A 13,109-nucleotide genomic window follows, 5' to 3' on the forward strand; every position below is an offset into this window, starting at 1 on the left:
GTAGTCTCATGGAAATTTCGTCGATCGTGTTTTGGCTGGTGTTACTCGGCTTGGTGATTTATGTCATCAACATCTACAACACCTTGGTCAGCCTCAAGAACCGCCATGAGAATGCTTTCGCTCAGATTGAAGTCCAGCTGAAACGCCGCTACGACCTCATTCCCAATCTGGTTGAGACCGCCAGGGCCTACATGGCTCATGAACGAGAGACATTAGATGCGGTAGTCAGCGCCCGAAACGAGGCCGCTGCTGTGCTCAAAGCACTGGGAGAAGGGGGCGGTGGTGCTTCCATGGCCAGCCTAGCGGGCGCCGAAAATAATCTGCAGGGCGCTCTTGGGAAACTCAACATCACCATGGAAGCCTATCCAGACCTGAAAGCCAGTGAGAACATGCAGCAGTTATCTGAGGAACTCACAAGCACTGAGAACCGGGTGGCCTTTGCTCGTCAGGGTTTCAACGACGCTATCATGGCCTTTAACACCTATCGACAAAGTTTTCCGCCGGTTGTTCTGGCAGCCACCTTTGGTCACCCTACAGACGCTGAGCTCCTCGAGTTTGATGATTCGGCGCAAATTCAGGCCGCACCTACCGTCAGTTTCTGATGCAAGACTAATGAGCTCCCGTCGTGGACTTCTTCTCCCAGCAGGATCGCGCTCGACGTAACACGCGCTACCTTGTAGTGCTGTTTATTCTGGCGCTCAGCCTCATCGTATTGCTAGTGAACGCACTGGTGACAGCGTTTCTGTGGGTGGGCGGGGACTACAATATTTATGTCGGCGGCACTGGATGGAAAGGTTATCTGGCACTCTTCTCTTGGGACCGCTTCGCCATCATCGGCCTGGCGGTAGTATCCACCGTTGGCTTTGTGTCTCTGGTGAGATGGCTACAACTCGCTTCCGGGGGCAAGGCCGTAGCGGAAAGCCTCGGGGGCAGACGGGTCTTACGCCAGAGCGCCGACCCTTACGAAAAACGCTGTTTGAACATCGTCGAGGAGCTTTCTCTTGCGGCCAATATGCCCGTACCCGCGCTCTACGTGCTCCCCGAAGAGCGTGGTATCAATGCCTTTGCCGCGGGCGTTAATCCTACCGATGCTGTTGTCGCCGTCACACGCGGCGCCGCTCTTCAGCTAACCCGCGACGAACTACAGGGCGTGGTGGCGCACGAATTCAGCCACATCCTTAACGGGGACATGCGTCTGGGAATTCGTCTTGCTTCATTGCTCAAAGGTATTACTTTCATCGGCGATGTTGGACATTTTTTGTTGCGGATGGGCGCCTATGGCGTAGGACGGAGTAACCGACGCAGTGAAAGCAGCGCTGCCTTGCCGGTCGTTGGTTTGGGCTTGATGATCATAGGGTGGCTGGGTTCCCTAGCCGCGGGATTTATCAAAGCTGCCATCAGCCGCCAGAAAGAATACTTGGCCGATGCCAGCGCGGTGCAGTTCACTCGAGATACCAGCGGTATCGCCGATGCCTTGAAAGTGATTGGTGGCTTCGTTCCTGGGTCGCTGGTTCACAGCGCAAGAGCACCGGAAATGTCGCACATTTTTTTTGGCGAAGTACGTCACCGCCTGTGGGAAGGCTTCGCTACGCACCCTCCTCTGGATAGACGTATCCGGCGTCTGGACAAAAACTGGAACGGGCAGTTTATCCAGCGCTCTGAAGTTCGCTACGCGACTGAGCCTCTTTCAGCCAATGATGTGCAGACGGGAGTCGGCAGAGCTGCGCTGGTCGCCGCAGCAATGGCGAATGTCGCGCTTCCCGACGAGGCAGCTATCGCTACCGATGGTCAGACAATCATCGAAGATGCTGAGTTTTCGCAAGATCAACGCGTTACGGAGATGGTCGCAGAGAATGATCTCCTTGGTGAAACGGTCGAACAAATACCTGAGGTTTTGCACAATGCCGTCTTGGAGCCCCTGGGCGCTACCGCAGTAGCTCTCGCTCTGGTTACCGCTCGGCGGCAAGATGACACGCTAAACGCCGCGCTGACTGTTCTCAAGGAAAAGGCTGCTCGTGGCCAAGAAGAGCTGGTCGCGAGACTGTTACCTAAAGTAAGTAGTCTGGGACCGGGGCAACGCTTCCCTCTCATGGCCTCAGCAATGCCGGCTCTTAAGAGCATGTCGACGCCTCAGTACCGGGAGTTCAAGACCACCTTGCTGTCTGTCATCCAGAGCGATGGACAGATTGATCTCTTTGAATGGTGCCTGTTTCAGCTGCTCAGACACTACCTGGATCCGGAATACCTACGTGTAGAGAACAGTCGGCCTCGCTATCGCCACATGGCTAAAGTGAGAGCCCCTCTGCGTCAGGTTCTTTCCGTTCTAGCCCATCAGGGTACAGGTGACAGTGCCCGTGCTTTTGCCTTGGCCTGTGAGGACCTGAAACTCTCGGGCCTGCAACTGCTGCCCCTTGCCCAGTGCAGCGTCGCTGAGTTCAGTCGGGGGGTGCACACTCTGGCTGACTGCTATCCCTTACTAAAGCCTCGAATTCTCAAAGCCATGGCCTTGGCTGCGGCCGACGACGGCGAAGTTTGTCCCGTCGAGCGTGAACTGGTTGTCGCAGTCGCCGCGGTTATGGACTGCCCGCTTCCGCCGGAGCTAGCGCTGAGCTAGGAATCCCCAGGTGAGCACTCTTGAACATCGCTGCATTCGATCATTTCTGGCCGACTGAATACGAAGTACCTTTCCATCTGTGCGTGCTCTGCTAAGCTTTTATCGTGTTTTAGACACCTCGACATCAAGGATGATGTCGAGCCTGAGTTCGCCTGACATCGGTTACGACGAATAGGAAATCAATTTATCGAGCAAGGAGGCATCGATGACACAGATTTTTCACTCCCGACCTGATCCCGGTCCAAGACCGTTACCGCAGAGCACGCCGCAACATTCTGTGGACTGTCATCAAAACCCTGGGCAAAACCCCGGAACCATCGGTCGGCAGATCACCGTGGGCTACCACCAGATACCGCGGGAGCAACCCCCAGAAAGAGAACAATCGGTAAGCTCAGACCGTCATCTGATTGCACCCGAAGGCAACAGCAACCACTGGGGCGACTTCGCGCGTTATAAATCGGACGCCCCAACAGTGGCATATTGTCCAGGTGCGAAAGAGGACTTGGGTCCTAGAGGACCGCTAGGTGAGATTCAGCAGCAGATACCGTCCAGCGCGACCGCAAATCACGACGAAGAAAACCATGGGGGCTACATGCCTCTTTCGCGAACGACGGACCGGGTGCTTCGGATATTGCTAGATGATGACCTTTCTAGGGTGCGGGCGGAAAGTGTTGCTGACACTTTAGGCATCAGTTGCACCACTTTGCGTCGGCGCTTGCGCAACGATCACACGAGCTATCAGTTCCTGTTGGATAGAGCCAGGCAGTTCCGCTGTGAATCTCGTCTGCGGGAGCGCTGGCTCCCGGGAAAGTGCCTCGCGGACGAACTAGGTTACCTGGAAGTAAACAGCTTTTACCGGGCGTTCAGGCGCTGGACCGGCGTCAGTTACAGTGATTATCGCCAGCGCTATCACTAAGCCTAGCTGAAAGGGTCGTGAAGAATAATTGTCTCTACGCGATCTGGACCGGTTGAAATAATGTCGATAGGCGCACCGACCACCGTCTCAATAGTCGAGATGTAGTCGCGTGCTGCCTTCGGCAGATCATCAAGGGATTTCGCTCCCACGGTAGACTCGCTCCAGCCTGGTACAGTCTCGTAAACTGGTACCAGCCCTTCGTAATCCTCGGAGTCCATAGGGTTGGCTACGGGCTCCCCAACCGCGTTGGTGTAACCAATGCAGATTTGAATCGACTCTAAACCATCAAGAACATCGAGCTTAGTCAGGCAAATACCGCTTACGGAGTTAATGTTCACGGCATTTCTCAATGCCACGGCATCGAACCATCCGCAGCGCCGCGCACGACCCGTGGTAGCACCGAACTCGTGTCCTCGTGTAGCAAGATGCTCGCCCGTCGCATCAAAGAGCTCCGTGGGAAAAGGCCCGGAACCCACCCGCGTTGTATAGGCTTTGGTGATACCAAGCACGTAATCCAGATACAGAGGGCCAAAACCAGAGCCTGTGGCGGTGCCACCAGCCGTAGTGTTGGAGCTAGTTACAAAGGGGTAAGTACCGTGATCGATATCCAGAAGGGAGCCCTGAGCACCCTCAAACAAGATGCTGCGTGACTCTGCTCTGAACTGATGCAACATCGCAGTTACGTCAGTCATCATTGGCAGTAACTGCTCACCCATAGTCAGACTGGACTGCAGCACCGCCTCCACATCGACAGGATCTACTTTGTAGTAATTTTCCAGTTGGAAGTTGTGATACTCCATCACTTCCCGGAGCTTTCGTTCAAAGCGCACGGGATCCTGAAGATCGCCAAGGCGCAGGCCTCGTCGAGCCGCCTTGTCTTCGTAAGCAGGGCCGATACCACGACCGGTGGTGCCAATCTTGTCCGCGCCGCGACGCACTTCACGCGCGTTATCCAGAGCAACGTGATAAGGCAAAATCAAAGGGCAGGCGGGAGAAATTCTCAGACGGTCACGCACGGGCACCTGCCGCTCTTCCAGCTCAACGATTTCCTTCAGCAAAGCATCGGGCGCTAAAACTACACCGTTGCCAATGCAGCAAACGACATTCTCGCGAAGAATACCGGAGGGGATCAGGTGCAAAACGGTTTTCTCACCGTCACACACGAGGGTGTGCCCCGCATTGTGACCACCCTGAAAACGAACAACCGCCTCGGAGCGATCGGTCAGGAGATCAACGATCTTCCCTTTACCTTCATCGCCCCACTGGGTGCCCAGTACTACCACATTCCGGCTCATTTACCTTCTCCAACGAGTGACGTTTGCCGCGCCTGGGGCTGCCACTGACCATCAATTTTTGTCATCTCCCGCGAGCAGCGAGAATCTGTATCTCCATCAAACTCTACGATCACCGTTTCCCCGGCGTTGCGTAGAGATCGGACGGCATCTTGCAATGCCGCGTCTTCCAGATCGGGCGCAGCGATAGCATCCGAAGAAGAATGCTGGGTTCTAAGTTGCGAAGCCAGTAGTCGTAAATCCGTAGCAAAACCGGTGGCGGGTCGAGATCGACCATACACCTTGCCCACGTTGTCATAGCGCCCACCTCTGGCAAGGGCTTCGCCCAGGCCTTGGGTGTAGGCGGCGAAAACCACCCCCGTGTGGTATCGGTATCCACGAAGCTCCGCCAGATCGACATACAGGGATACATCCGGGTAGCGAGCCTGTAACGCAGAAGACAATGCTCGGAGCTCCTCCAACGATGTGCGAATCTGCGGCGCAGTCCTCGCAAGCTCTGCCTCAGCACGATCAAGCACGTCAAGATCGCCGTGCATATCCATTAAGGCACGTAAACCAGACCTCGAACCAACCGGTAATTGCTCCAAAAGCCGTTCGAGATCCGGCCGGGATTTGCGCTGCAGCGCATCAAAAATTTCCGACTCAATCCCAGCGTCTTTAGCGCCACTGGCCGCGAGCACATGTTTGAAAATATCGCCGTGCCCAAGATCCAGGGTTAACGCGCTGCCGATTTCCACACCAGCTACGTCGAGCATGCTCAACATCAAGGCGATAACCTCAATGTCCGCAGAGAGGCCCTGAGCCCCATATAGCTCCGCGCCCAGTTGTAAGGGTGATCTTGAGGCAGCAAGGGACCCAGAACGCGTGTGCAGTGTAGAGCCCGCGTAACACAGGCGATTTACCTGATCACCGTGTAGGCTGTGGGCATCCATGCGGGCAACCTGAGGCGTCATGTCGGCGCGCAGACCCAGCATCCGGCCAGTCACTTGGTCCGGGACCTTGAAAGTGAGGAGATCGAGATCCTCGCCGACGCCCACCAACAGCGAATCCGTAAACTCAACCATGGGAGGCATTACCAAGCGGTAGCCCCAACGGGACGCACAATCCAAAAGGCTGCGACGGAGTTCTTCTACTTGTGCTGCTGCGTCCGGTAGAAGCTCGTCAATACCATCCGGCAGCTGCCACGCCCTGATAGGGCTTTGCTTATCCACTGTTAATGCACCAGATACAACATCACGACGCCAAACAACATGCTACCCAATCCAAAGCGCCGTATAGCCGCGTCATCCAACTGAGCGACGGTCGCAATCATTGAGCGCCAGCGCCCAGGACTCATAAAAGGCAACAAGCCTTCCATTACGAAGACCAGCGCCACGGCCACGGGAAACACCTGCCAAAATTCCTGCAAAACACTCCCCCAAGAAAAAACCGTGGATTTAGACGCGCTTACCTAGCGCACCATCCTCCACGGTTTACGGATTTTAGCACAGGGCTGCCAATGCAGCCGATGCCTTAATTGCCTCCGCTAGAGTCCTTCAAATATCGGAAGAACTCACTATCGGGTCGCACCAGCATGATGTCCCCGCTGCTCTGAAACGAGTCCTGATAGGCTCGTAGGCTTCGGGTAAAGGAGTAAAACTCCGGATCCTGACCAAAGGCCTCCGCATAGATTCGCGTCGCGTCCGCGTCGCCTCGACCACGCACCTGCTGAGCTTCTCGATACGCGTTAGCGCTGATTACCGTTACTTCACGATCCGCCGCAGCGCGAATACCCTCAGCGAGTTCCTGACCCTGAGAGCGACGCTCCCGAGCTTCCTTCTCTCGCTCGGCATTCATACGTCGATACACCGACTCGGACACTTCGGGCGGCAGGTCAATCTGCTTCACGCGCACATCGACGATCTCGATACCCAGCTCCTCGCGGGCAACAACATCCAACTCTCGGGTAATTGTTTCCATCAGCTGATCCCGCTCGCCGGAAACAACTTCCTGAATTGTCCGAATAGCCACCTGGTTACGCAGACGGTTGTTCACACGTTGTGCCAACAGTCCTGCTGCGCGCGACTCCTCACCATTTGTTGCGGTGTAGAAAGTTGCGGTATCTGCGATTCGATACTTGGCATAAGAATCAATGATCAAAGCTTTTTGCTCTTGAGTGAAAAACCGCTCCGGCTGGGAATCCAGCGTTACAATTCGACCATCAAACTTACGCACGTTGTTCACGAAGGGTACTTTCACGTGGAGCCCAGGCTCGAGGTTTGGATTAACCACCTCACCGAACTTCAATAGCACACCCCGTTCCGTTTCCTTGATGACATACAGCGAATTACTCGCCACGAACATCGCAAGCGTTACGATTACCAATAGCGTTAATGAACGTCCCGTCATATCAACGTCCTCCCCGTCGTGATTGCTGCGCCGCAGCATCCCGGCGCAGCTGCTCGGTTACCGCGTCAGTCAGCTCACGGATGTTGCTGGAGTTAATGTCCATCGGTGCACTTCTGCGAGTCGCGCCAGCTCCGGCGTTGAGTTTATCCAAAGGCAGATACATCACGTTATTACCGCCTTCCACATCCACCATTATTTTGCTGGTGTTGGTGAGTACGTTTTGAACAGCGTCCAAATACAAACGTTCTCGTGTGACCTCTGGTGCCTTGCGATATTCCGTAAGCAAGTTGTTGAAACGATCGGCCTCACCTTCAGCGTTTGCGATGACCTGCTCTCGATAAGCGCTCGCCTCTTCGATTTGCCGCTGCGCCTGACCTCGGGCTTCCGGCACGATGCCGTTAGCGTAGGACTGGGCCTCATTCTTTACACGTTCTTCGTCCTCTCGCGCCTTGATCACATCATCAAATGCGGCTTGAACTTGCGAGGGCGGCTTTGAATCGTCGACGTTGACTGCCGACAAGCGAATACCCGTGGTATAGCTGGTCAGGTAATTCTGCAGCCGCTCGTCAACTTCTGTCGCGATGCGTGTTCGACCCTCGGTGAGGACCAGATCCATGGTCATCCCACCGACAACGTGCCTAAGCGCACTCTTTGCAGCTTGCTGCAGTGAGTTTTCGGGCTCGCGAACCTGCAGAACGTAGTCTTTGACCTCATCGATCACGTACTGCACCGACATGCGAACCTCGACGATGTTCTCATCCTGCGTCAACATAATCTCTCTGAAGCTCGCCGCGCGAACCTTGGTAGTGTTGACTCGAATAACTTCGTCGATGCCCGGAGGATTCCAATGCAGACCCGGACGTACCGTGGAGTGGTACTTGCCGAATCGCAGCACAACGGCGCGCTCCTGCTCGTCAATCTGATACAAGCCCATAAGGCCCCAGACTAGCGCGGCACCGCAAATTAGTACGACGAACAGCGAAGCTGACGCACCGCCGCCGCCCCCGCCTTTGCCGCCGCCGCCGAAAAGGCCGCCAAAGCGTTGCTGCAGTTTTTTCAGCGCTTCATCAAGGTCTGGTGGACCCTGATTACCGCCACCCCAGGGGTCGCGTGAGTTATTACCGCCACCCGGTTCATTCCAGGCCATGCTCTATCTCCTCAAAACAGGAAGCGCGGCATTCTAGCAAAATCTCAAGCCAACTATGTGGCCAGCGCTAAAATCCGCTACTACGATTAGGCGCCTTCCCGAGAAATCAATCGTTCCCAGTCCGAACGAGGTAGGCGCACCTGTAAATGCGCACTACCATCGTCGCCAAATTTTTCGTTCTCCACCGCGCCCAAGGCATACAGCGCGGCACGAAGTTTTGCCTGATCCGGCCGTAGCTCTACGTCCTGGGCCAGTACATCATCACCCAGAAGCTCTGCCAGAGCTTCCAGAACAAGATCGAGACCTAAACCCTTCTCTGCACTGATCCACACACGATACGGGCGTCCCTCGTCATCTCGATCAATACGCGCCTGCATCTCGAGCAGGTCAATCTTGTTGTATATCTCCAATACCGGGCGCTCTTCCGCACCGATCTCCTCAAGAACCGCCTGCACCTCGCGACGGTTGTCGTCACGATCCTCGCTAGCGGCGTCAACCACGTGCAACAGCAAGTCCGCTTCCCGGGTCTCTTCCAGCGTGGCCTTAAATGCTTCGACAAGCCCGTGAGGCAATCGTGCAATAAAACCTACCGTATCCGCGATCACCACCGGTCCGAGATTATCCACTTCCAGACGACGAAGGGTCGGGTCAAGAGTCGCAAACAACTGATCTGCCGCATACACCTTTGAGTCAGTCAGAGTGTTAAACAGGCTCGATTTACCCGCGTTGGTATAACCAACCAAGGCCACGGTCGCCAGCTCGGCACGCTGACGCGCACGCCGACCCTGCCCTCGCTGCCGTCTCACACGGTCCAGGCGAGCAGTAATGGATTTAATCCGGGCACGCAATAACCGGCGGTCCGTTTCCAGCTGGGTTTCCCCTGGGCCACGCATACCAATTCCGCCTTTCTGGCGTTCAAGGTGGGTCCATCCTCGGATGAGTCGCGTACTCATATGCCGCAACTGAGCGAGCTCTACCTGCAACTTGCCTTCATGAGTTCGCGCGCGTTGCGCGAAAATATCCAGAATCAAACCCGTGCGGTCCAGTACCCGGGCACTGAGGGAAGCTTCGAGGTTCCTCTCCTGGCTGGGACTCAGGCTATGATTGAAGATTACCAGCGACGCTTCCTCAGCTTGCAGAACTTCCGCAATCTCCTCGAGCTTTCCGCTGCCCACAAAGCTTCGCGCTTTCGGTGTACTGCGATGACCGGTAACCAGAGCTACAGGATCACCGCCCGCCGAAATCACCAATGCCTCGAACTCTCTGGGATCAATACCACCACCGTCGTTATCTAGGCTGATATTGACGAGCACAGCGCGTTCGCCGCTATCCGGCCGATCAAAAAACAATGGGATTTCCGTGTGTCTTAGCTATCCCGTCGACCCTACGAGCAATAATTCGAAAAACAGCAGGTCGACGAGAAAAGATGTTGCCTTGCGTCGAAGGTTTAACTCTCACCATCATCCTCTGGTGGGTTTTGCATGGGCATACGAACTACACGCCCAGGCACAACCGTAGAGATCGCATGCTTATAAACCATCTGGCTGACGGTGTTCTTCAGCAAAACAACAAATTGATCAAAAGACTCGATCTGGCCCTGCAGCTTGATGCCATTAACCAGATAAATAGATACCGGAACACGCTCTTTTCGTAAGAGGTTCAGATAAGGGTCTTGTAGGGTATGCCCTTTAGACATGACGCTATTCTCCTTTAGCCACGAAGGCTGTGTGGGGCTCAAGTCGAGCCAAAAAAAACCAAAGCACGGCTCAAACGCCGTGGATGTAGCAGCCACCTCCCATAAAAACAGGCTAGGTTTTATTTTGCTGCTCTCGCAGCTTACTACATGGGGCTGTAGGTTAGGTAGTTCAAGAGCAGATTTACCGGATCGGTGAATTTGGCAAGCTCGGAGTCATTTAAGGCCAAATCGCTCCCCAAGACTCCTCCCGCGGCATCGGTATGTATCCACTGTAAGTCCGGCCACTTTCGCAGCCAGGTGAACTGTCTTTTTGCGAGCTGGCGGGTAGCGACTACCCCTAGCTCCTGTGCCTCCTCGAGTGAACACTCGCCTTCCAAATGCGCCCAGAGCTGCCGATAACCCACTGCTCGGATCGCTGGTAAATCTGCATGGAGGTCACCCCGAGCTCTGAGGCCGCGAACCTCGTCGAGGAAACCCGCGTTCATCATCTGGATAAAGCGCGTTTCGATGCGCTGATGAAGAACTTGTCGATCCGCCGGCGCGATTGCAACGGCCATCACCTCTTCGCTTAGCAATGAGCTGGCACCCTGCTCGTGAAGCTCGGTCATGGTCTTACCAGAGAGGCGGTATACCTCCAGGGCGCGAGACAAACGCTGAGAGTGGTTGGGATGAATACGCGCTGCCGACTCAGGGTCGACTCGCGCCAGCGCCCGATGCACCGCAGGCCAACCCTCAGCGGCCGCGAGCGCTGCAATGTCTTTACGCACAGTAGCGTCGGCAGACGGCATAGCCGCAAAACCCCGCACCAATGCGCTGTAGTACAGCATCGTTCCGCCCACAAGGATGGGACGCCGCCCGCGTTCTCGCACCGCAGCAATAGCCTGCTGGGCATCCTTGGCAAACCGTGCGGCGGAGTAAGCGTCGCTCACATCGCATATGTCTATCAGGTGATGAGGATACTCGGGTTTAGCGCTTCCAATATCTAGACCTCGATACACCAGCGCTGAATCTACGCTAATCAATTCGCCATTGAGGGCTTCCGCAAGAGCTATCGCAAGATCGGTCTTACCCGAGGCTGTGGGCCCCATGATGCACAGCAGTGGCGTGTCCACGCTAGCGTCCGCGGAGGAACAAACGATCCAAATCCTGCACGCTGAGCGCAGTCCAGGTAGGTCGACCGTGATTGCACTGCCCGGAGCGCTCTGTCACTTCCATGTCCCTTAACAGCGCATTCATCTCCGGCACTGTGAGACGTCGATTTGCGCGCACGGACCCGTGACAGGCCATAGTCGACAATAGCTCATCCTCGTGCCGGGCTATTCGCTCGGACGTTCCATACTCGAGAAGCTCTGCCAGAACGTCACGGAGCAGCTGCTCCACATCAGCGCCCTGAAGAGAAACAGGAATCTCACGAATCATCAGGCTTTCTTCGCCCGCAATATCGACACGTAAGCCGAGGCTTTCGAACAATGCCGCGTGCTCTTCTACCAAAATAGCTTCGCGACCGCTCACAGATACGCTCTGGGGCACGAGTAGAGGCTGACTCCGAATTCCCTGCTCATCTCGCGCTTGCTTCAGGCGCTCGTAGGTTATGCGCTCGTGGGCCGCGTGCGTATCCACCAGCACCATTCCCTCCCTATTCTGGGCGAGTATGTAGATGCCATGGAGTTGAGCGAGCGCATAACCAAGGGGCGGGATATCCGCTGCGTCGCCTTCGGCAATCGCAGTATCACTCTGATTCGCCCCATAAAGCTGCTGATAACTAGCGGCAGTAGCGCCATCGAAGCTGGCGGCACCACCCCTGCCCGCTTGAAAATCACCGCGAGTCCCACGGTCCGAAAACGCCGTGGCACCTCCAACTCCAACTCCACCTCCAACTCCAACTCCAACTCCAACTCCAACTCCAGTGTTTAATCTGGGAGCCCCTTGCTCTGCCAACCCCATCTCTTGCTGGCGAACAAGCTCACCGGTTAGCAAATCCAATCGGGCCGTCGATGCCGATACAGGAGAGGTACTCGCCTGAGTTGGCACCGAGGTATCGCTCGGTCGAATGTCTGCTAAGGCTTTGTGTAAGGTACTGTATATAAAGCTGTGCACGCTGCGACCATCTCTGAATCGCACTTCATGCTTGGTGGGATGTACGTTGACGTCCACCTCAGCCGGGGCCAGCTCCAGATACAGAACAAACGCAGGATGACGGCCTTGATACAGAACGTCACTGAACGCCTGACGCACAGCGTGGACCACCAATTTGTCGCGAATATAGCGACCATTAACGTAAAAGTGCTGGAGATCAGCCTGGCTTCGCGAAAAGCTCGGTTGCGCCACCCAGCCGTGTAGGCGCAACTCCCCCGCGTCACGATCAATCGCCACCGCATTATCGACAAAGGCTGGACCGCAGAGTGTTGCCACCCGCCGCAGCTGATCAGCCTCGGTGTCACAACGACGCAAATCCCGTAGCTGCCTGCCGTTATGGCGCAAAGCGAAGCTCACGTCGAAACGCGATAGCGCCACGCGCTTCACAACATCTTCCAGGTGATTAAACTCTGTGCGCTCTGTACGCAGAAACTTACGCCTTGCTGGCGTGTTAAAAAACAAATCACGAACTTCTACCGTCGTGCCCTGAGGGTGAGCCGCCGGCTTGAGCGTGACCTGCATATCCCGTCCAGAGCAGCTCGCAGACTGCCCATCGCTACCCCCTTCCGCCGTATTACTGGTAACCAGTAAATGGGACACGGAACCGATACTGGCGAGAGCCTCCCCTCGAAATCCAAAACTCCCCACCTGCTCCAGATCATCCAAAGAGCTGATCTTGCTGGTGGCATGACGATCGAGAGCCAGGGGCAGGTCTTCAGCATCAATACCCGTGCCGTTGTCCCTAATTCGGATGAGCTTGGTTCCCGCTGCTTCTATATCGATATCTACCCGAAGCGCACCCGCGTCCAGACTGTTCTCTAACAACTCCTTGACCACTGAGGCTGGACGCTCAACCACCTCGCCAGCAGCGATCTGATTGGCGAGGCGCGGAGGAAGGCGCTTAATCACGGGCATAGAGG

At 55.7% G+C, this 13,109-nt stretch carries 12 protein-coding genes; 3 read left to right on the forward strand and 9 right to left on the reverse strand.

What is annotated here, in order from left to right; all coding sequences use genetic code 11:
• Window positions 1–8 precede the first annotated feature (8 nt).
• From R0137_RS16530 to R0137_RS16540, 3 genes are all read left to right on the forward strand, one after another.
• The gene (locus R0137_RS16530; RefSeq protein ID WP_407327517.1) at window positions 9–602 is read left to right on the forward strand and encodes a LemA family protein; all 594 of its coding nucleotides are present in this window, start codon (window positions 9–11) and stop codon (window positions 600–602) included.
• Window positions 603–625: 23 nt separating this feature from the next.
• Window positions 626–2,614: a M48 family metallopeptidase gene (locus R0137_RS16535; protein ID WP_407327518.1), complete on the forward strand. Its 1,989-nt coding sequence runs from the start codon at window positions 626–628 to the stop codon at window positions 2,612–2,614.
• A gap of 205 nt (window positions 2,615–2,819) precedes the next feature.
• Window positions 2,820–3,530: a helix-turn-helix domain-containing protein gene (locus R0137_RS16540; RefSeq protein ID WP_407327519.1), complete on the forward strand. Its 711-nt coding sequence runs from the start codon at window positions 2,820–2,822 to the stop codon at window positions 3,528–3,530.
• A gap of 2 nt (window positions 3,531–3,532) precedes the next feature.
• Here R0137_RS16540 and R0137_RS16545 read toward each other — a convergent pair whose 3' ends face one another.
• The 9 genes from R0137_RS16545 to mutL all read right to left on the reverse strand — a co-directional run bounded on the left by R0137_RS16545 (window position 3,533) and on the right by mutL (window position 13,104).
• The gene (locus R0137_RS16545; protein ID WP_407327520.1) at window positions 3,533–4,825 is read right to left on the reverse strand and encodes an adenylosuccinate synthase; all 1,293 of its coding nucleotides are present in this window, start codon (window positions 4,823–4,825) and stop codon (window positions 3,533–3,535) included.
• Window positions 4,822–6,033: an ATP phosphoribosyltransferase regulatory subunit gene (locus R0137_RS16550; RefSeq protein WP_407327521.1), complete on the reverse strand. Its 1,212-nt coding sequence runs from the start codon at window positions 6,031–6,033 to the stop codon at window positions 4,822–4,824. The genes R0137_RS16545 and R0137_RS16550 overlap by 4 nt, the downstream gene beginning before the upstream one ends.
• 2 nt (window positions 6,034–6,035) lie before the next feature.
• Window positions 6,036–6,230, reverse strand: a complete 195-nt coding sequence (locus tag R0137_RS16555; RefSeq protein ID WP_405270664.1) for a DUF2065 domain-containing protein — start codon at window positions 6,228–6,230, stop codon at window positions 6,036–6,038.
• Between the two features lie 104 nt (window positions 6,231–6,334).
• Window positions 6,335–7,210 (reverse strand): protease modulator HflC, encoded by an 876-nt coding sequence (hflC, locus tag R0137_RS16560; RefSeq protein ID WP_407327522.1) that lies wholly within the window; start codon window positions 7,208–7,210, stop codon window positions 6,335–6,337.
• A gap of 1 nt (window position 7,211) precedes the next feature.
• Window positions 7,212–8,357 (reverse strand): FtsH protease activity modulator HflK, encoded by a 1,146-nt coding sequence (gene hflK, locus R0137_RS16565; protein WP_407327523.1) that lies wholly within the window; start codon window positions 8,355–8,357, stop codon window positions 7,212–7,214.
• Between the two features lie 86 nt (window positions 8,358–8,443).
• Window positions 8,444–9,706 carry a ribosome rescue GTPase HflX gene (hflX, locus tag R0137_RS16570; protein WP_407327524.1) on the reverse strand — a complete coding sequence of 421 codons (1,263 nt, stop codon included), beginning with the start codon at window positions 9,704–9,706 and terminating at the stop codon, window positions 8,444–8,446.
• 98 nt (window positions 9,707–9,804) lie between these two features.
• Window positions 9,805–10,053, reverse strand: a complete 249-nt coding sequence (gene hfq, locus R0137_RS16575; RefSeq protein ID WP_008292735.1) for an RNA chaperone Hfq — start codon at window positions 10,051–10,053, stop codon at window positions 9,805–9,807.
• Window positions 10,054–10,196: 143 nt separating this feature from the next.
• Window positions 10,197–11,141: a tRNA (adenosine(37)-N6)-dimethylallyltransferase MiaA gene (miaA, locus tag R0137_RS16580; RefSeq protein ID WP_407330040.1), complete on the reverse strand. Its 945-nt coding sequence runs from the start codon at window positions 11,139–11,141 to the stop codon at window positions 10,197–10,199.
• A 25-nt stretch (window positions 11,142–11,166) separates the two neighbouring features.
• On the reverse strand, window positions 11,167–13,104 hold the full coding sequence (gene mutL, locus R0137_RS16585; protein ID WP_407327525.1) for a DNA mismatch repair endonuclease MutL: 1,938 nt from the start codon (window positions 13,102–13,104) through the stop codon (window positions 11,167–11,169).
• Between the last annotated feature and the right edge of the window lie 5 nt (window positions 13,105–13,109).

This window comes from Congregibacter brevis (assembly GCF_045689245.1).
GTDB classification, from domain to species: Bacteria; Pseudomonadota; Gammaproteobacteria; order Pseudomonadales; family Halieaceae; genus Congregibacter; species Congregibacter brevis.